Annotated in this window: 19 protein-coding genes; 2 read left to right on the forward strand and 17 right to left on the reverse strand. The window is 70.6% G+C overall.

Features of this window, described 5'->3' with window-relative positions; genetic code table 11:
- Positions 1 to 140: 140 nt before the first annotated feature.
- Positions 141 to 1,583, reverse strand: a complete 1,443-nt coding sequence (locus tag ACIPJ2_RS19005) for a sugar porter family MFS transporter (RefSeq protein WP_402730154.1) — start codon at positions 1,581 to 1,583, stop codon at positions 141 to 143.
- Between the two features lie 395 nt (positions 1,584 to 1,978).
- Between ACIPJ2_RS19005 and ACIPJ2_RS19010 the strand changes: the two genes are divergently transcribed.
- Positions 1,979 to 2,539, forward strand: coding sequence for a murein hydrolase activator EnvC family protein (locus tag ACIPJ2_RS19010; RefSeq protein WP_402730155.1), 561 nt, complete (start codon positions 1,979 to 1,981; stop codon positions 2,537 to 2,539).
- Between the two features lie 168 nt (positions 2,540 to 2,707).
- Here the strand turns inward: ACIPJ2_RS19010 and ACIPJ2_RS19015 are convergent, their stop codons facing one another.
- From ACIPJ2_RS19015 to rplS, 9 genes are all read right to left on the reverse strand, one after another.
- Entirely contained in the window at positions 2,708 to 3,661 is a 954-nt protein-coding gene (locus tag ACIPJ2_RS19015) for a tyrosine recombinase XerC (RefSeq protein ID WP_402730156.1), read from the reverse strand.
- Between the two features lie 54 nt (positions 3,662 to 3,715).
- Positions 3,716 to 4,939 carry a DNA-processing protein DprA gene (gene dprA, locus ACIPJ2_RS19020; RefSeq protein WP_402730157.1) on the reverse strand — a complete coding sequence of 408 codons (1,224 nt, stop codon included), beginning with the start codon at positions 4,937 to 4,939 and terminating at the stop codon, positions 3,716 to 3,718.
- Positions 4,936 to 6,468: a YifB family Mg chelatase-like AAA ATPase gene (locus tag ACIPJ2_RS19025; protein ID WP_402730158.1), complete on the reverse strand. Its 1,533-nt coding sequence runs from the start codon at positions 6,466 to 6,468 to the stop codon at positions 4,936 to 4,938. The genes dprA and ACIPJ2_RS19025 overlap by 4 nt, the downstream gene beginning before the upstream one ends.
- Positions 6,465 to 6,818, reverse strand: a complete 354-nt coding sequence (locus ACIPJ2_RS19030) for a YraN family protein (RefSeq protein ID WP_281264862.1) — start codon at positions 6,816 to 6,818, stop codon at positions 6,465 to 6,467. The genes ACIPJ2_RS19025 and ACIPJ2_RS19030 overlap by 4 nt, the downstream gene beginning before the upstream one ends.
- A gap of 138 nt (positions 6,819 to 6,956) precedes the next feature.
- Complete coding sequence (locus tag ACIPJ2_RS19035; protein ID WP_281264863.1) at positions 6,957 to 7,307, reverse strand: Lsr2 family protein; 351 nt, start codon at positions 7,305 to 7,307, stop codon at positions 6,957 to 6,959.
- A gap of 109 nt (positions 7,308 to 7,416) precedes the next feature.
- Positions 7,417 to 7,740: a DUF2469 family protein gene (locus ACIPJ2_RS19040; protein ID WP_214978948.1), complete on the reverse strand. Its 324-nt coding sequence runs from the start codon at positions 7,738 to 7,740 to the stop codon at positions 7,417 to 7,419.
- A 54-nt stretch (positions 7,741 to 7,794) separates the two neighbouring features.
- Positions 7,795 to 8,499 carry a ribonuclease HII gene (locus tag ACIPJ2_RS19045; RefSeq protein ID WP_281264864.1) on the reverse strand — a complete coding sequence of 235 codons (705 nt, stop codon included), beginning with the start codon at positions 8,497 to 8,499 and terminating at the stop codon, positions 7,795 to 7,797.
- Entirely contained in the window at positions 8,496 to 9,242 is a 747-nt protein-coding gene (gene lepB / locus ACIPJ2_RS19050; protein ID WP_281264865.1) for a signal peptidase I, read from the reverse strand. The genes ACIPJ2_RS19045 and lepB overlap by 4 nt, the downstream gene beginning before the upstream one ends.
- Positions 9,243 to 9,351: 109 nt before the next feature.
- A complete protein-coding gene (gene rplS, locus ACIPJ2_RS19055) occupies positions 9,352 to 9,708 on the reverse strand; it encodes a 50S ribosomal protein L19 (protein ID WP_144765525.1) in 357 nt (118 codons plus the stop codon).
- Between the two features lie 167 nt (positions 9,709 to 9,875).
- Between rplS and map the strand changes: the two genes are divergently transcribed.
- On the forward strand, positions 9,876 to 10,658 hold the full coding sequence (map, locus tag ACIPJ2_RS19060) for a type I methionyl aminopeptidase (protein WP_402730159.1): 783 nt from the start codon (positions 9,876 to 9,878) through the stop codon (positions 10,656 to 10,658).
- A 173-nt stretch (positions 10,659 to 10,831) separates the two neighbouring features.
- Here the strand turns inward: map and trmD are convergent, their stop codons facing one another.
- The 7 genes from trmD to ACIPJ2_RS19095 all read right to left on the reverse strand — a co-directional run bounded on the left by trmD (position 10,832) and on the right by ACIPJ2_RS19095 (position 17,124).
- Complete coding sequence (gene trmD, locus ACIPJ2_RS19065; RefSeq protein WP_402730160.1) at positions 10,832 to 11,524, reverse strand: tRNA (guanosine(37)-N1)-methyltransferase TrmD; 693 nt, start codon at positions 11,522 to 11,524, stop codon at positions 10,832 to 10,834.
- 4 nt (positions 11,525 to 11,528) lie between these two features.
- On the reverse strand, positions 11,529 to 12,134 hold the full coding sequence (rimM, locus tag ACIPJ2_RS19070) for a ribosome maturation factor RimM (protein ID WP_402730161.1): 606 nt from the start codon (positions 12,132 to 12,134) through the stop codon (positions 11,529 to 11,531).
- Entirely contained in the window at positions 12,091 to 12,327 is a 237-nt protein-coding gene (locus ACIPJ2_RS19075) for an RNA-binding protein (protein WP_022905822.1), read from the reverse strand. Before ACIPJ2_RS19075 ends, rimM begins: the two co-directional genes overlap by 44 nt.
- A 4-nt stretch (positions 12,328 to 12,331) precedes the next feature.
- Positions 12,332 to 12,745 (reverse strand): 30S ribosomal protein S16, encoded by a 414-nt coding sequence (gene rpsP / locus ACIPJ2_RS19080; protein ID WP_281264870.1) that lies wholly within the window; start codon positions 12,743 to 12,745, stop codon positions 12,332 to 12,334.
- A 168-nt stretch (positions 12,746 to 12,913) separates the two neighbouring features.
- The gene (locus ACIPJ2_RS19085; protein WP_402730162.1) at positions 12,914 to 15,037 is read right to left on the reverse strand and encodes an FAD-dependent oxidoreductase; all 2,124 of its coding nucleotides are present in this window, start codon (positions 15,035 to 15,037) and stop codon (positions 12,914 to 12,916) included.
- Positions 15,038 to 15,039: 2 nt separating this feature from the next.
- Positions 15,040 to 15,879 (reverse strand): SDR family oxidoreductase, encoded by an 840-nt coding sequence (locus ACIPJ2_RS19090; protein ID WP_402730163.1) that lies wholly within the window; start codon positions 15,877 to 15,879, stop codon positions 15,040 to 15,042.
- Between the two features lie 87 nt (positions 15,880 to 15,966).
- Positions 15,967 to 17,124 carry an acyl-CoA dehydrogenase family protein gene (locus ACIPJ2_RS19095; RefSeq protein WP_402730164.1) on the reverse strand — a complete coding sequence of 386 codons (1,158 nt, stop codon included), beginning with the start codon at positions 17,122 to 17,124 and terminating at the stop codon, positions 15,967 to 15,969.
- Between the last annotated feature and the right edge of the window lie 3 nt (positions 17,125 to 17,127).

The raw sequence follows: 17,127 nt of genomic DNA on the forward strand, positions 1-17,127 counted from the left end.
GCCCCCCGGGGGGCCCCCGGGGGGGGGGCGGGCCCCCCCCGCGCCCCCCCCCCCCCCCCCCCCCCGGGGCGCCCCCCCCCCCCGGGGGGGGGGGGGGGGGGGGCCCCCCCCCCCCCCCCGCCTCCCGTCTGGGGTTGCGGTCACGCCTTGGCGTCGACCGTGTCGCCTTCCGCGGTGATGCCCATCTCCTCGAGGGAGCGCCCCTTGGTCTCCGGGATCTTGGCGATCACGAAGAACAGCGAGATGAGGGCGAACAGCGCGTAGATGCCGTAGGTGACCGTCAGGTTGAAGCCGGACAGCACCGGGAACGAGATCGTGACCACGAAGTTCGCGATCCAGTTCGCCGCGGAGCCGACGCCGAGCGCCGTCGCGCGGATGCGGTTCGGGAACATCTCGCCGAGCAGCACCCACATGAGCGGACCCCACGTGGCGCCGAAGGACACGACGAACAGGTTCGCGAAGATCAGCGCGATGATGCCCCACGCGCCGGGCAGCTGCGGCGCGCCGTTCACGATCGTGGCCTGCGAGAACGCGATCGCCACCATCGTCAGCGACACGAACATGCCGGCGGAACCGGCCACGAGCAGCGGCTTCCGTCCGACCTTGTCGACCAGGAAGATGGCGATGAACGTCACCGCGACGTTGACCACCGAGGTGATCGTCGAGATGAGGAACGAGTCGCTCTCCTTGAACCCGACGGCCTGCCACAGCGTCGTCGAGTAATAGAAGATCACGTTGATGCCGACGAACTGCTGCAGAACGGCGAGGATGATGCCGACCCACACGATCGGCTGGAGCCCGAAGCGGTTGCCCTTGATGGAGCCCTTCTTCTCGTTGGCTTCCTTCTTGATGCCGTCCTGGATCTCCTCCAGGCTCGTGTTCACCGTGTCACGCGGGACGATCTTCGTCATGACCTCGCGCGCGTCGTCCGTCCTGCCCTTGGCGAGCAGGTAGCGCGGCGACTCCGGCAGGGTGATCGCCAGGATGCCGTAGACGACCGACGGGATCACGCCGACCAGGAACATCCAGCGCCACGCCGCGAGCCCGAGGACGGTCTCGGAAGCGCCGCCCGCGGTGACCGCGAAGACCTGGTCGGAGAGCAGCGCGGCGAAGATACCGAGCGTGATCGCCAGCTGCTGGAACGAGGCGAGCCGGCCACGGATGGCCTTCGGCGACACCTCGGAGATGTACGCAGGCGCGATGACCGACGCGGTCCCGATGCCGAGACCACCGACGAGACGCCAGATCACGAGGTCCCAGGTGGCGAACGCGAACGCGCTGCCGATCGAGGAGACGAGGAACAGCACCGCTGCCCAGAACATGATCCGGGTGCGACCCCAGCGGTCAGCGAGCCGGCCGGCGAAGAAGGCGCCGAACGCGCAGCCGATCAGGGCGGAGGCGACGGCGAACCCGCTGGCGGCCTCGGACAGGCCGAACTCGCCCTTGATCGCGTCGACCGCGCCGTTGATCACGGACGAGTCGAAACCGAAGAGGAAACCGCCCACCGCTGCTGCGATGGCGAACGCGGTGACCTTCCCCTTGAACGCACGGTCGGTGCCGTGCCCGGTGGACGTGTTTGCCACGATGCTCCTGGGTTCTGCCGCCGTGCGGGATGCTGCACGGTGCCCCGGCGGTCGGCTCGTTCGCCGTCCGAGCGGCGTTGCGTGGTCCGGAGCGGCCCCGACGATACTCCCTCGGCGGCGGGTGGTCATAACCGGATTCCGAGGGAGTCGACTCGACTGGCGCAGGCCCGCCCGACTCGGAACGACAGATCCGCTGTCGTACGACAGCGAGGCTGTCGTCGGTTGCGTCCGCAACAGTTGCACGCGCGTCCTGACGACACCGTCGCTGTCGTACGACATCGGTCTTGTCGCTGGTTGCGTCCGCGCGGGCCCTCCACAGCCTGGAGGCAGGACTCACTTTCCACAGATCGGCGTCGGCGGACCTGCGCTCGCCTCCCCCGCTCCAGGCTGGTCACGTGATCCGACCCACCTTGGCACCCGCACTCGTCGCCGGAATGCTCGTCGCGCTGGGCGGGTGCGACGTCGGGACGTATCAGTCCCCCGACCCGCCGGCAGCGGCCCACCCGGCGACGACGATCATCGTCGGGGAGGCAGCGGCGCCCTGGGTGTGGCCCACCGGGGTGCGGGTGGTCGAGCGCGGGTGGGAAGCCCCGGCCGACGACTACGCCGCCGGGCACCGCGGGATCGACGTCCCGGCGGCCCTCGGCACGGCGGCGGTCGCGGTCGACGACGGCATCGTCGCCTTCGCCGGGTCGGTCGCCGGGCGGCCGGTGGTGACGATCGACCACGGCGAGGGGCTCGTGAGCACGCTGGACTCGGTCGCCCCGGTCGTCTCAGCCGGCGATTCCGTGCAGCAGGGGTCGGTCGTCGGACACGTCGCGGTCGGGCACTGTCCGGCGAGTTCGCCGTGTGTGCACCTCGGCGCACGCGTCGACGATCGGTACGTCGACCCGACGCCGTACCTGCCCGCGGCGGAGTGGCCCGTGCTGCTCCCCGAGTCGGCGTGGCCGGGATGACCGCGTTCGCACCCCGCTGTGATCATCGCGCCCGATCGTGACGGGGCGCGACGTCCGCACCGGGGTGCAACGTCGCACCGTGCGGCGGTGCGGACGAGAACAGCACCGGACGGGGTGGCCCGCGGCGGCGGGACGGACGGCGGCTCGCCCGGCGGTCGGATGGTCGAGTCAGGCGCGCGGATGTGCCGTGCGGTAGACCTCGCGAAGTCGCGCCGAGGAGACGTGCGTGTAGATCTGCGTCGTGCCGAGACTCGCGTGGCCGAGCATCTCCTGCACGGCACGGAGGTCGGCTCCCCCGTCGAGCAGGTGCGTCGCCGCGGTGTGCCGGAAGGTGTGCGGCCCGCTCGGCCCCTCCCCGGGGAGCCCCTCCAGCAGCCGCGCGACGATGCGGTAGGCGCTGCGGACCCCGAGCCGTCCACCGCGGTCCCCGAGGAAGAGCGCATCGTGAGCCGGCGTCCCGGAACCCGTGGCCTGAGTCGAGGCCGCAGCCGCCAGGAGCACCGGACGCCCCCGTTCGAGCCAGGCCTCGAGCGCGTCCCTGGCTGGCACACCGAACGGCACCACACGCTCCTTGCCGCCCTTGCCGAGCACCCGGACGGTCAACCGTGACCGGTCCACGTCGACGAGGTCGATCCCCACGAGTTCGCTGACGCGGATCGCCGCCGCGTACAACAGCTCGACGAGCGCCACGTCACGCAGCGCTCCGGGATCGTCTCCCGCGGCCCGATCAGCCAGCCCGTCGAGGAGCCCTCGGACCTGGTCCTCGGTCACGACCCGTGGGAGGTGTGCCGCCCCCTTCGGCGCACGGAGTCGCACACCGGGGTCCGCGGTGAGCACACCGCCCTCGGTCGCCCAGCGGGTGAACGCTCGGACCGACGAGGACCGACGCGCGATGCTCGACCGCGCGAGCCCCCGCTCGTTCGCGTCCCACAGCCAATCGCGGAGCACCTCGAGCGTCACCGCTCCGACGGAGTCGATCCCGTGGGCGTCGGTGAAGCGGAGGAGGTCCTCGAGGTCGCCCCGGTACGCCCGGACCGTCTGTTCGCTGAGCCCGCGGACGTCTCGCGCCTCCCGCAGGAAGGACGTGACCGCCCCGCCCAGGGTTCCGCGATCGCCGTCCATGGCGACCAGCGTAGGCGCGTCCGAAGACGGCGGCAGGCTGGCGTCGGCGGCGCGTCATGTGACGGTCCAGCCGTCTCGCTGTCGCCGCACGAGCCCCTGGAGCTCGGCGAGCGCGAGCGCATCGACCGCCGCTGCCACCGACAGGCCCGATCGACGAGCCGCCTCCAGGTCACCGATCGGCCGTCGCCCGAGCGCGTCGAGTACCCGGACGACATCGGGATCCTCGACGGACGGACGCAACGGGACGGGCTCCTGCGAGTCCGTCCCGGCGTGGAACCCGAGTGCGGCTCGTGCCGGGTCGGAGGGCTCGACGGCGAGCTCCGCACGCCGGTCTGCGACGAGACGGTGGCACCCCACCGACGCAGGCGACGAGAACGCGCCGGGGACGGCGAACACGGGGCGTCCGAGCTGTGCGGCGTGGTTCGCCGTGTTGAGCGCCCCGGATCGCGCGGCGGCCTCGACGACCACGACCGCATCGCCCATGGCGGCGATCATCCGGTTCCGGGCGAGGAAGCGCCACCGGGTCGGACGCGTACCGGGGGGCGATTCGGCGAGGAGCATCCCCTGTCGGCTGACGTTCCGGAGCAGTTCGACGTGTCCGACGGGGTAGAGCTGGTCGATCCCACCGGCGAGTACCGCCACCGTGGGGGCGCCCGCGGCGATCGCCACGCGGTGTGCGACCGCGTCGATCCCGTACGCTCCCCCGCTGACGACGGCGCACCCGTCATCCGCCGCCGACGACGTGATCTCCGCAGCGGCCTCTGCACCGGCAAGGGTGTTCGCCCTGGCGCCGACGACCGCGAGCGTCGGCCGTTCGAACACGGGGGCCGCCCGACCGCGGCACCAGAGCACGAGTGGCGCATGGTCACCGAGGTCAGCGGTCCGCTCGGGCCAGTCCGGATCACCGGGCACCAGCAGCGTCGCACCGACCGCCTCGGCACGCTCCACCGCACGTGCGACATCGGTGCGGTCGAGACGCGGGCCCCAGCGCCGCAGTCCGGCATCGACCGTCGCTTGCAGCCCGAGGAGTTCGTCGGGAGCCACGGCACCGAGGCACGCACGCACGACTGCTCCGCCCCGGCCGGACGCCTCGGCGTACACGAGTTCCAGCGCACGCGCTGCCCCGAGCGCCCCCACGAGGGCACCGGCACCGGAGTCGCCGGGTTCCGCCAACGCACTCCACGCGACCCGCGCCACCACCTCTGCGTCCTCCGTCACCGACGCCACCGGCCGAACACCGCTGAGGTCCACCCCGCCGAGCGAGGACCCGCCCGTCACAGCGCGCTCCGAAGTGCCGCCGCAGCACCGACCTGGCGCCGCGCCGGCCGGTCGACGCCGTCGAGGTCCGCGATCGTCCACGCCAGGCGCATCACCCGGTCCCAGCCGCGCATCGTCAGCGTCCCCAGGTCGAGCGCCCGGTCGAGCACCGCGGTGGAACCCGGCTCGGGCCGACCGTCCCCGCGCAACCAGGTGCCGGGCACCTCGGCGTTCCTGGACCACCCGGTGCCCTCGAGTCGTTCGGCCATCCGCGCCCGGGCAACGGACACGATCGCCCTGGCTTCCTCGCTGGTCGGCGTCGTGCCGTCGGTCCTCCGCATCTCGGCCGTCGTCATCCGGTGGACGTGCACACGGATGTCGATCCGATCGAGCAGCGGCCCGGACATCCGCCCGAGGTACCGACGGACCGTCGTCGGGGTGCAGTCGCACGGCGGGCCGCCGAGGTCCGCCCGGGTGCCGGCGTTCCCGCAGGGACACGGGTTCGCCGCGAGGACGACCTGGCAGCGGGCGGGGAACTCCGCCGCTCCGGCTGCCCGGTGCACCGTGATCCGTCCGGACTCCAACGGTTGCCGCAGTGCGTCGAGCACCGCGCGCGGGAACTCCGGCGCCTCGTCGAGGAAGAGCACGCCCCTGGTCGCCCGGGAGACCGCGCCTGGACGGATCGTCCCGGACCCGCCACCGATCAGCGCGATCGCCGAGGCCGAGTGGTGCGGTGCCTCCCACGGAGGACGCGTCGTCCAGGAGTGGGCACCGAGGCCCGCGATCGAGCGCACGGAAGCGACCTCCAGCGCAGCCGGCGGATCGAGGTCGGGCAAGAGCCCAGGCAGTCGCTCGGCGAGCATCGTCTTCCCCGCACCCGGTGGACCGAGCAGCAGCACGTGGTGGCCACCGGCGGCGGCGACGAGCATCGCGCGGACCCCGACCTCGTTGCCGACGACGTCAGCGAGTTCGGCGACCGGGGGTGGCAGTGCCGGTGTCGTGTCCGTCATCACCGGCTCGACCTCGACCGGAGGCAGCAGCGCACCGGCGTCGATCGCGGCGCCACGGAGCGAGTCGACGCCCGTCACCGCGACGTCGGGGACCGCCTGCGCCTCGGCGAGGTTACCGACGGGCACCACCACCCGGTCGGCGCCGGCGTCCCGTGCCGCGACGGTCATCGGGATCACGCCGGGGACCGGACGGACCCGGCCGTCGAGCCCGAGCTCCCCGATGTAGACGACGCGCTGTGACACACCCGGTGCCGTACCGGTGGCAGCGAGCACCGCCATCGCGATCGCGAGGTCGAACCCCGAGCCGCGCTTCGGGATCGCCGCCGGCGTCAGGTTCACCGTGATGCGCCGCGCCGGCAGCGGACACCCCGCGTTGGCCGCCGCCGATCGGACGCGTTCGCGCGCTTCCCCCAGCGACGTGTCCGGGAGCCCGATGATGCTGAACCCGGGGAGCTGACTCGTCAGGTGTGCTTCGACCTCCACCAGCCGTCCGCTGACGCCGAGCAACGCGACCGCTGCGGACCGCCCGATGTCGGTCACGCGATCGCCTCGACGTGCTCGACGACCGCGTGGTCCCCCATCACGTGCACCGCGATCGCATCGAGCCGGATGCGGTGCGCGTGCTCGGTCGGGTGCGCCGAGAACCAGAGCGGCACGAGCAGCCGGAGCCGCGCGAGCTTCTGGGCGGTGAGGGCTTCGAGCGGGTGACCGGTCGAAGCAGTCGCGCGGGTCTTCACCTCGACGAAGACCAGGTCGGTGCCCTTCCGCGCGACGATGTCGAGTTCGCCACGGGCACAGCGCCAATTGCGGTCCACGACGACGTAGCCCCGCTGTTCCAGCCAGTCCGCGGCGATCGATTCACCACGCGCTCCCAATGTCCCTGATGTCATGGGGCAAGCGTCGCCACCGGGCGCGACCGTCCGACCACGAATCGGAACTCTGTGCAGAGAATGCCGAAGCAATCGACCTGTGGAGGAACGACGAAGCCCGGTCGACCGTGAGGATCGACCGGGCTTCGGGGACAGGGACTAGTGCGCCGCTGCGTACGCTTCCTGCACCTGGGTCGAGATACGACCGCGCGAGGAGACCTCGTAACCGTTCTCCTTGGCCCATTCACGGACCTTCGCGAGCTCTTCGGAATTGCCGCGCTTCGGCGCCGACTTCGGGGCACCGGTGCCGCCGGTCCGGCGGCCGCTCACCTTGCGAGCGGCGGCGACGTAGTCGGAGATCGCTTCGCGGAACTTGTCGACGTTGTCGTTCGACAGGTCGATCTCGTAGGTGGATCCGTCGAATGCGAATTCGACGGTGCGTCCGTCACCCGGGGTGATCGGCGAGTCATCGAGATCGTCGACGAGCTGGACGGTGACCTTCTGTGCCATTGTGGCCTCCTGGCGCGTGGGGAAAGTGAAATCCCGGCCAGAGTATCGCGGATTCCGTCCACCCGTGAAAAGGACAGCGCGTTTCCCAGCAATTCGGTCGAATTGACGATCACTCGTCGAGTGCGAGTTCCTTCGGCAGTTCGAGTTCTCGCGTGGTGAGTTCCTCGACATTGACGTCCTTGAACGTCAGCACCCGGACGGACTTCACGAAACGGTCGGACCGGTAGACGTCCCAGACCCAGACGTCGTTCATCGTCAGTTCGAAGTAGAAATCGTGCTCGGTGTCACGCCGGGCGAGTTCCACCTCGTTCGCCAGGTAGAAACGGCGCTCGGTCTCGACCACGTATCGGAACTGCGACACGACATCGCGGTACTCACGGTAGAGGGCGAGCTCGACCTCTCGGTCGTAGTCGTCGAATTCGTCGTCATCCATTGCGCCCACAGTCTACGGCCGGAGACCCCTCCGGGGACACCAGCGTCGGAGCACTCAGCGAACGAGCCCGTCGACCGACCCCAGCGACTCGAACCCGTCCAGCGCCACGCTCGACGCCGCGTGCAGCCAACTCTTCCGGTGCAGCGGATGCGCACCGACCGACCGGATGGCGTCGTAGTGCGCGGTCGACCCGTACCCCTTGTTCGACGCCCACGCGTAGTGCGGGGCATCGTCGTGCGCCGCCACCATCAGCGCGTCCCGCTCCACCTTCGCGACGATCGACGCCGCCGCGACCGAGGCACAGTCACGGTCGGCCTTCACACGCACGGTGACGTCGAGCGGCGACGACCCCGGGGGGAGCGCCCGAGACAGCCAGTCGAACGACCCGTCGAGCAGCACGACGGCACCGTCGAACGACACTCCCGAGTCGGCCAGCGACGAGAGCGCCCGTGCACCGGCGAGCCCCAGCGCCGGCACGATGCCCTGCTCGTCCACGTAGGACGCCGATGCCATCCCGACGGCGGTCCGCGCCCACCGGGTGACGACCGGCACGAGCTCGGTGCGGCGGGCGGCGGAGACGGCCTTCGAGTCAGCGAGCCCCTGGGGCACGCGCCGGACGTCGATGGTCACCGCAGCGGCTCCGACGGCGACGGGGCCCGCGATCGCACCCCGCCCGACCTCGTCGACGCCGATGACCGTGACGCGTCCGGCGGCGAAGAACGCCTTCTCGACGCGCAACGACGGCCGCACCGCGCTCACCGGTCCTTCTCCTCCACACCCGCGAAGACGTCGGGGTAGTCGTCGAGCCAGGTCCACCGGCTCGTCGGCCACGAGATCACGAATGCACGACCCGTGACGTCCGACAACGGCACGAACCCCTTCGACGGCGTGTCCCCGTTGTAGCGGGAGTCCTTCGAGTCGTAGCGGTTGTCGCCCATCACCCAGATGGTGCCCTTCGGCACGGTGACCGAGAAGTCGGTCCCGGACGCACGGGTCTCGCCTGCAGGCAGCTTGAGGTACGGCTCCTTGACCGGGACGCCGTTGACCGTCATCTGTCCGAGGTCGTTGCAGCAGGCGACCTTGTCACCCGGCAGGCCGATCACGCGCTTGATGAGGTGGTCGTCGCTGTCACCGGTGCCGAGACCGACCTGCGTGAGGAGCCAGTCGATCGCCTTCGCCGGCTGCGACTGCGGCGTGACGTTCGGCACCTCGGCTCCCGTCAGCCATCCGCCCGGGTCCTTGAAGACGACGACGTCGCCGCGCTTCAGCGAGACCGCGTCGGGAACGAGTTCGTTCACGATCACCCGGTCGTTGATCTGCAGCGTGTTCTCCATCGACGCCGACGGGATGTAGAACGAGCGGATCAAGAACGTCTTGACCAGGAACGAGACGAGCAGCGCTGCGACGAAGATGATGAGCAGGTCACGCAGGAAGGTGAGCACACCGTTCCGCTGTTTCGAGGAACGCGGCCGACGGCCCTCGGTCTCGGTCGTGTCGGTCATTCCACCCTCGAAGTCAAGAAACAGGGAGAGCCCCCCGTCGATGCACAACCGTACATCGACGAAGGGCCCGGAACGGCGATCCGCGAGCGGACCGTCGCTGTGAAGGCGATCAGTTGTCGCGCTTCTCCTTGATCTTGCGACGGGCCGCCTTGCCGCGGAGCTCGCGGAGGTAGTACAGCTTCGCGCGACGGACGTCACCGCGGGTGACGACCTCGATGTGGTCGATGATCGGCGAGTGCACCGGGAACCAGCGCTCGACGCCGACCTGGAAGCTGACCTTGCGGACCTTGAAGGTCTCGCCGAGGCCGTGGCCCTGACGGCCGATGACGACACCCTGGAAGACCTGGATACGCGAGCGCGTGCCTTCGATGATGTTGACGTGGACCTTGACGGTGTCGCCCGGGCGGAAGTCCGGGACGTCGGTACGCAGCGACGCTGCGTCGACGGAGTCGAGGAGCTGGCTCATGATTGGGTCACTCTCTGCGGACGCACACGGGTCGCCGCGGATCGGTTTCGGAAAAGAAGTGGTGTGTGCCCGGTGTCGGCGACTCCCCCGTGGCAGGGTCCAGCCAGGGCACGGCTATCGATTCTGCCACAGAAGAGCCGAGACACGAAACGCGGCAGGATGGACGCATGATCGAACTCCGCACCCCCGCCGAACTCGACGGACTCCGGGTCGCCGGCCGTTTCGTCGCCGATGTGCTCGACGAACTCCTCACCACCGTGGACGTCGGAGTGAACCTGCTCGACCTGGACCGGGTGGCCGCACGGATGATCGCGGAGCGTGGTGCCGTCAGTTGCTACGTGGACTACCACCCGTCGTTCGGCAACTCTCCGTTCGGCAAGAACCTGTGCACCTCGGTCAACGATGCCGCGCTGCACGGACTCCCCCACGACTCCGTCCTGCAGGACGGTGACCTCGTGAGCATGGACTTCGCGGCGAGCGTCGACGGGTGGGTCGCGGACTCCGCGGTGACCGTGCAGGTCGGCACCCAGGACCCCGAGGACCAGCGGCTGATCGACACCGTGGAGCGGGCACTGGCCGCCGGCATCGCGCAGGCCGCACCTGGTAACAAGCTCGGCGACGTGTCCCACGCCATCGGCGCCGTCGCACACGAGGGCGGCTACGACGTGAACTTGCAGTTCGGCGGGCACGGCGTCGGTCGGACGATGCACGGCGAGCCGCACGTCCCGAACGACGGTCGCCCCGGACGCGGACTGAAGCTCCGACCGGGGCTGGTCGTCGCGATCGAACCCTGGCTCATGCAGGGCACCGACGAGCTCTACCAGGACGACGACGGCTGGACGCTCAAGAGCGTCGACGGCTCGCGTGCCGCGCACGTCGAGCACACCGTCGCGGTCACCGCGGCGGGCCCGGAGATCCTGACCCTGCGTCGCGCCCAGCGCGCGGACTGACGGACGGGAGGCTCGTGGCGGCCTGGCCACGAGCCTCCCGTCCGGTGCGCGTTCCGTCCCATCGCGCCCGCCCTGGAAAGCCGAATCGCGCGTAGGTGACCGAAAAAATCGACCACCTACGCGCGATTCGGCCTCCTGCGCGCGATTCGGCCACCTACGCGCGATTCGGCCCGCTACGCGTCCGGCAGCAGGTCCGGCCGGACGCGCCGCGTCCGCTCCACCTGCTGCTCGTGGCGCCACTCGGCGATGCGCCCGTGGTGCCCGCTGAGCAGGACCTCGGGGACGTCCAGATCGCGCCACGACGCGGGCTTCGTGTACGAGGGGTACTCGAGCAGGCCGTCCTCGTGCGATTCCTCGACGAGGGACTCCGGGTTGCCGACGACACCGGGGACGAGTCGCCCGACGGCCTCGATCATCGCCATCGCCGCGACCTCGCCACCGTTCAGGACGTAGTCGCCGAGGGAGAGCTCGACCACCGAACACCGCGACGACGCCCACGAGAACACGCGGGCGTCGATCCCCTCGTACCGCCCGCAGGCGAACACGAGGTGGTCCGAGTCAGCAGCCAGCGACCGGGCGATCGACTGTGTGAACGGCGTGCCGGCCGGCGTCGGGACGACGAGCGTCGACGACCCGTCCGGCCGCAACAGCGCCGAGAGCGCCTGGGCCCACGGCTCCGGCTTCATGACCATCCCGGCACCACCGCCGTACGGGGTGTCGTCGACGGTGCGGTGCCGGTCGGTCGTCCACTTCCGCAGGTCGTGCACGTGCAGGTCGAGCAGCCCGCCCTGTCGTGCCTTGCCGAGGAGCGAGACGTCGAGCACCCCGAAGAACTCCGGGAAGATCGTGACGATGTCGATGCGCACGGGGCTAGGAGATCGTCTCGGGGCGCGACGTGTCCTCGGGGTCCTCGAACAAACCCGTCGGCGGTGTGACCGTCACGGTGCCGCCTGCGACGTCGACCGCGGGGACGATCGCGCCCACGAAGGGCACGAGCACCTCGCCACGATCGGGGGTGTCGACGGCCAGCAGGTCCTGCGCGGGCAGGTGGTCGACGCGGGCGACCGTCCCGACCTGGACGCCGTCGCGCATGACGCGCAGGCCGACCAGCTGGTGGTCGTACCAGGCGTCCTCTTCGCCGGTCTCCTCGGAGGGGTCCTGATCGACCCAGAGGATGGCCCGTGCGAGGGTCTCGGCGGCGTCGCGGTCGGCGATCCCGGTGAAGAACGCGACCGGGTGGCCGTTGTACCAGCGGAGCTCGTCGATGGCGATGGTCTTCCCCGACCAGGGAGAGTCCTCGGGGACCTGGAGCGTGAAGACCGCTCCGCGCGTGAACCGACGATCCGGGTCGTCGGTGTAGAGCTCGAGCTTGAGACCGCCCTTGAGCCCGTGCGCCTTGGTGATGCGACCCACCCGGAGCTGGGTCGCCTCGTCAGGAATCGGTGTCGACCACGTCGACCCGCACCCGCTTGCCATCGGCGAGAGCCGTGACGAGGGTGCGGAGCGCCTTGGCGGTCCGACCGGCGCGTCCGATCACGCGGCCGAGGTCCTCGGGGTGCACACGCACCTCGAGGACCTCGCCCCGCGCGGAGGTGGAACTGGCGACGCGCACGTCGTCAGGGTGATCGACGATCCCCTTGACGAGGTGCGTCAGCGCGGATTCGAGCAAGGAATTACGCCTCGGTCGTCTCTGCGGCGTCGTCGGCCGACTCGGTCGGAGCGGCCGGGGCCTTCTTCTCCGACTTCGGCTTGAGGACGGCCTTCTTGGCGGTGTCGACGACGAAGGCCTGCTTCGGCTCCGCGACCTTGACCTTGGACTCGGTGTCCTTCTCGCCCTTGAACTTGGCCCAGTCACCGGTGAGCTTCAGCAGCGCGGCGACCTGCTCGGTCGGCTGCGCGCCGACGCCGAGCCAGTACAGCGCACGCTCGGACTCGATCTTGATGACCGAGGGCTCCTCGGTCGGGTGGTACTGACCGATCTCCTCGATGACGCGACCGTCGCGCTTGGTGCGCGAGTCGGCGACGACGACACGGTAGTACGGCGCCCGGATCTTACCGAGACGCTTGAGACGGATCTTGACAGCCACAAATGCTCCTGTTGCGTGTTGTTGTGGTTGAACCGGAACCGCGGGCGTGGGGGCACGCGCGGTGAAAGCTCGAGAGATTCGTGTACCGCTGGATAGAGGGTCGAGCGGACACGATTCGACCGTTCATTCTTGCAGGTTTCGCGGCGAGAAGCGAGTCGGGACGCGCCGTCACGGTGCGAGTGCGCCGACCGCCTCGAGCGCCTCGGACGTCGCGCGCACCGCGTCGACGCTCCGTGCGTCGCGCGCACCGCCCACGATCGCGTACGGCACTCCGGCAGCCTGGAGGCCCGGCTCGAGTCCGGCGGCACCGTCCCGGTCCGCGTGCACAGCGGTCTCCTGCCCCGCGCAGATCACGACGGAGTCCGCCGGGATCATCCGCTCGGCACCGTCCTCGTCGCGGATCCAGAGCGCACCGGGTTCGATCCGCAGGTACTCCTGGACACCGCCGACCATCCGGACGCCCGCGTCGCGCAGCCGACCGAGCGCGACCCAGCGGGACGTCAGGCCGACACCCTGCCCGAACTTGCCCGAACGGCGGAGCACGGTGACCTGGTCGCCCGGCCGCAGCGTGCGCGACGCGACCGGCTGGCGCTGTGGCAGGTCTCCCACGACGTCCTGCGCGACCGGGACGTCCCACCGCTCGGCGAACGACGTCGCACGGACCGCCTCGGAAGGCGACTCGGTGAGGAACGCCGCCGTGTCGACGCCGATGCCACCACCGCCGATGATCGCGACGGTGCCCGCGGGGACGCCGTCGCGCAGGGCACGCTCGTACGTCAGGACGTGCGGCAGGTCCGCTCCCGGGATGTCGACGACGCGCGGGACCACACCGGGCGCGAGGACCACGGCGTCGCTGTCCACCAGGTCGGCAGCGGTGGCGGCACGTCCGAGGTGCACGGTCGCACCGCGGTCGTCGAGCTCGGCCCGGGCGGCGCGGACGGTCGCGGCGTAGTCCTCTTTCCCGGGGATCAGCGCGGCGAGGCCGAACTGCCCGCCCAGCTCCGGCGCGGCCTCCCAGAGCGTGACGTCGTGGCCCCGGCGGGCTGCGTCCACGGCCGCGGCGAGCCCGGCTGGCCCACCGCCGACGACGTCCACACGCTTGGGCTCGGTGGTGGGACGTGCCGGGAACGCGACCTCGCGCGCGGCGCGGGGGTTCACCAGGCAGGAGACCGGCTGCCCGACGATCGAACGATCGAGGCAGGCCTGGTTGCAGCCGATGCAGGTGTTCACGAGCTCGAAGCGCCCGGCGAGGGAACGCGACACGAGCTGCGGGTCCGCGAGGAACGGGCGGGCGAGGGCGACGGCGTCGATGAGCCCGTCGGCCAGCACGGTCTCGCCGTCGCGGAGGTCGGTCATGCGGTTCGAGGCGATGACCCGCACGTCCGGGTACGCCGACGCCCGGACGACACGAGCGATCCGGGACGCGTGGGTCAGCCATGCGCCGTGCGGCACCGCGGCCTGCACGGTCGGCGTCCGGGACTCGTGCCACCCGATGCCGACGGAGATCCCGTCGAGCCCGAGCGGCAACAGGTCGTGCACCAGGGCGTCGACGTCGTCGTCGGTCGAGGACCCTGGCATCAGGTCGGCGCCGGACAACCGGATCGTGACGGCGATGTCCGGCACCGCTGCACGCACTGCCTGCACGACGGCGACCGGGAACCGCCGACGTGCCGCCGCCGACCCGCCCCACTCGTCGTCGCGGAGGTTCGTGAGCGGCGAGTGGAACTGGTTGATGAGGTAGCCCTCGGACGCCATGATCTCGACGCCGTCGAAGCCGATGTCCCTGGCGGATCGCGCGGCCGCGGCGAAGTCGGCGATCGTCCGCTCGACGTCGGCTGTCGTCATCGCCTCGGGGACGACCCCGCGGGCGGCGGCCCACGGCAGCGCCGACGGGGCGATCGCGCGCTGCGGCTCGCCGTTCCGGTCGGTCATCCCGCCGACGAGCGCGTACCGCCCGGCGTGGAAGAGCTGCGCGAGGATCGTGCCGCCCGACTCGTGCACGGCGTCGACCGCCACGCGGAACCGCTCGTCGGCACCGTCGACGCCGAACACCGCGAAGTCCGGGCCACCTCGGGCCTCGTCGTTGACCGCGATGCCGCCGGTGATGATGCACGCGGCTCCCCCGGCCGCACGCTCACGGTAGAACGCCGCCATCCCGGCACCGCCGTCGTCGTGCACCTCGAGTCCGGTGTGCATCGACCCCATGACCACCCGGTTGGGCAGGTGCAGCGGGCCGAGCGTCCACGGGGACGCGACGGTTGCGACGGCGGTGTCGGCAGCGGCGATCGTCATGGCTAGGAGGCGTCCGATGCGCTCGGAGCGGCCGGCAGCACGGCATCCCGCAGCGGCGAGGTCGTGTCGGCCCAGTACGGCGGCGCGATGACGGTCAGCCCGCCGTCGACGGACAACACCTGGCCCGTGATGTACGACGCCTTGTCGGACAGCAGGAAGTCCACCGCGTCGGCCATGTCGTCCGCGGTACCCGGTCGCTGCAGCGGCAGCTTCTCGTAGACGGTCTCGATCGGCGCCTGGCCGGGGACCTTCGTGTAGAAGTACTCGAGCGAGTCGGTGTCGATGAGGCCGCCGTTGACCGCGTTCACGGTGATCTGGCGCGGGCCGAACTCGACCGCCATGTACTTCATGTAGGACTCGCTCATCGCCTTCGCGGCACCGAGCGCGGCGTACGTCGGGAACGCGCGGAGCGAGCCGTACGAGGTGACGACGACGATGCGGCCGCCCTTGTCCATGAGCTCGGCGGCACGCTGGGCCCCGAGGACGAACGAGCGGGCGTTCGTCGCGTAGCTGCGGTCCAGGTGGTGCAGCTTCAGGTCCGCGACCGGCTTGAAGGCGCTGGCCGCGGCGTTCGCGACGAAGTAGTCGAGGCGTCCGTACGTGTCGCGCACCAGGTCGAACAGGGCGTCGATCGACTCCGGCTGCTCGATGTCGACCTGCGCGGTGATGCCGTCACCACCGGCCGCCTTGACGTCTGCGAGCGACTCCTCTGCGAGGTCGGCGTTGCCCTTGTACGTCACGACGACGGTCGCGCCGCGCTGGCCGAGCTTCTGCGCGAGCAGCCGGCCGATGCCGCGGGAGGCTCCGGTGATGAGCGCGATGGGTGCGGTGCTGTCGGTCACTTCAGTCCTTCTTGTTGCGTGAGCAGGATACGGACGGGAGGCTCGTGGCGGGCCCGCCACGAGCCTCCCGTCGGTTGCGTGGTGCGGCTAGAACCCGGCCTGGCCGGTCACGACTGCGCGACCGACGACCAGCTTCTGGATCTCGTTGGTGCCCTCTTCGAACCGCTGCGCACGGGCGTCACGGTAGACGCGCTCGATGGCGTTGCGCTTCCAGTAGCCCTGGCCACCGTGCACCTGGAGCGCCTTGTCGGTGACGCGGGCGAGCATGTCGACCGCGATCATCTTCGATGCGCTGGAGAGCGTGCCGGCGTCGGGGCGGCCTTCCTCGTAGGCCCGGGCGGCCTCGAGCACGAGGGCCCGTGCCGCGGCGATGTCGGCGTAGTTCTCGGCGATGTAGAACTGGATCGCCTGGCGGGTGGCGAGCTTCTTGCCGAATGTCTCGCGCTCGTTGGCGTACTCGACGGCGAGCTCGTTCGCACGCTCGGCGAGGCCGACGGCGCTCATCGCGACCGACACGCGGCTCGGGAGCAGGAAGCCACCCAGTGCGACCTCCAGCCCCTGGCCCTCTTCGCCGAGCAGCGCGCTCGCGGGGATCGGGGTGTCGGTGAAGCGGAGGATCGCGTGGTCGGTGCCGCGGATGCCCATGGTGTCCGAGTCGTCGATCACCTCGGCACCGGGGAGCCCGGTGTTCGGCATGAGGAACGCGACGGTGCCGTCCTGGCCCGTCGTGCCCTCGAGCCGCGCCGCGATGAGCCAGTAGTCGCACTTGACGCCGAACGTGATGAGGTGCTTCTCGCCGTTCATCACGTAGGTGTCGCCCTCGCGACGGACCGTCGTGCGGATGTCCGCGCCGGTGCCGGCCGTGGCCTCGGTCAGCGTGAACGCGACGAGCTTGTCGCCGGCGACGGAGGGCTTGACGACCTGCTCGATCTGTTCCGGGCTCGCGTACGGCTGCATGGCGCGCCAGGTGCCGTTGATGACGTGCACGAGCATGCGGATCGACGCGTGCGAGCGCGACACGATCTCCATGATCTCGAGGTAGCGGGAGAACGGGATGTCCCGCCCGCCGAGCTCGGTCGGCGCCGCGAGGGACAGCCAGCCCTTGTCCTTGAGCTCCTGGAAGAGCTCAGGGCTCACCTGGCCGGTGCGCTCGATCTCGTTCGCCCAGTCCTCGCCGCGGCCGCGGACCCACTCGGTGACCTCGGCCTTGAGCTGCTGGAACTCGGCCTCGTTGAACGTGGTCATCTC

Origin of the sequence: Curtobacterium sp. NPDC090217 (assembly GCF_044746705.1) — a bacterium.
Lineage (GTDB): Bacteria > Actinomycetota > Actinomycetes > Actinomycetales > Microbacteriaceae > Curtobacterium.